The 1,234-nt window shown below is 75.6% G+C and carries 1 protein-coding gene and 1 pseudogene; one reads left to right on the top strand and one right to left on the bottom strand.

Annotation, left to right across the window (positions count from 1 at the left end; genetic code table 11):
- A pseudogene (locus ABZ641_RS38220) lies at positions 1-251 on the bottom strand (hypothetical protein); the annotation flags it as partial.
- A gap of 105 nt (positions 252-356) precedes the next feature.
- Here ABZ641_RS38220 and ABZ641_RS38225 point away from each other — a divergent pair.
- Positions 357-1,234: LysR family transcriptional regulator (locus ABZ641_RS38225; RefSeq protein ID WP_359989258.1), on the top strand; the 878-nt coding region annotated here is incomplete at its 3' end.

Raw genomic sequence — 1,234 nt, forward strand, 5'->3', positions numbered from 1 at the left:
GCGGGCCTGGGCCGGGCCGGGCCGCGGCGGTGGGTGCGCAGCAGGGCGCTACGGCCGGTGCTGCGGCGGGAGCTGCGGGCGGCGCCCGCGGCGATCACGGCGGCGGCCGCGAGCGCGGCGAGCGCGTAGCGCACGAAGAGGACGGTCAGGACGGGGACGGCCCCGGTCGCGGCCTTGGCGGCGAGATAGCTGGAACCCCAGACGATCGCGACGAGCAGCAGGACCAGGTCGGTACGGCGGGTGTCAGGCACGGTGGGCACGGCCACCACGCTGCCGGAGTGCGACCGTGAAGCCAAGGACCACTTACTGAAACGATCTTTTAGCAAGGCCTACACGGTCGGGCCTAGACTGTGCGGATGGACGAACGCCAACTGCGGGTCCTGCGGGAGCTCGGCGAGCTCGGCAGCGTCACTGCGGTCGCGGAGGCGATGACGGTGACGCCGTCGGCCGTGTCGCAGCAGCTGCGGCTGTTGCAGCGATCGGTGCCGGTGCCGCTGACCGAGCGCGCCGGGCGGCGGCTGGTGCTCACCGATGCCGGGCGGGCGCTGGCGGACGCGGCGATCGACGTGTCCGCGGCGCTGGCCCGGGCCCGGCACGCCGTCGACCGGTTCGTGGAGCAGCCGCAGGGTCTGGTGTCGGTCGCGGCGTTCCACAGTGCGGGTGCGGCGTTCTTCCCGTTGCTGCTGCGGCAGTCGGCCGCCGAGGCGGACTTCCCGCGGCTCGCCCTCGCCGACGAGGACGTCGCGCAGGAGCGGTTCCCGCGGCTGACCCGGGACCACGACCTCGTCCTGGCCCACCGGCTGGACCACACCGCGCACTGGCCGGGCACGGTGGCGGTGACCCCGCTGCTGAACGAGCCGCTCGACGTGGCGCTGCCGGCCGGGCATCCACTGGCGGCCCGGGACCGGCTGACGCCGCACGACGTGGCGGGCCTGCCGTGGATCACCGTCCACGACGGCTTCCCGCTGCTGGCCACCGTGGAGGCGATCGCGGCGGTGGCCGGCAGGCAGCCCGAGATCGTCCACCGGATCAACGAGTTCACGGTCGCGGCGGAGGTCGTCTCGGCGGGCGGCGGGCTGGCGCTGATGCCGCGCTGGACGGCCCGGCGGCACCCCGGCGTCGTGCTCCGCCCGCTGACCGGGGTGCACGCCAGCCGCCACGTCGACGTCCTGCACCGGCCCGAGCGCACCGCCCGGCTGGCCGTGCGCACCGTCCTGGCCGCCCTGGTCCGGAC

Origin of the sequence: Kitasatospora sp. NPDC007106 (assembly GCF_040634455.1) — a bacterium.
Lineage (GTDB): Bacteria > Actinomycetota > Actinomycetes > Streptomycetales > Streptomycetaceae > Kitasatospora > Kitasatospora arboriphila.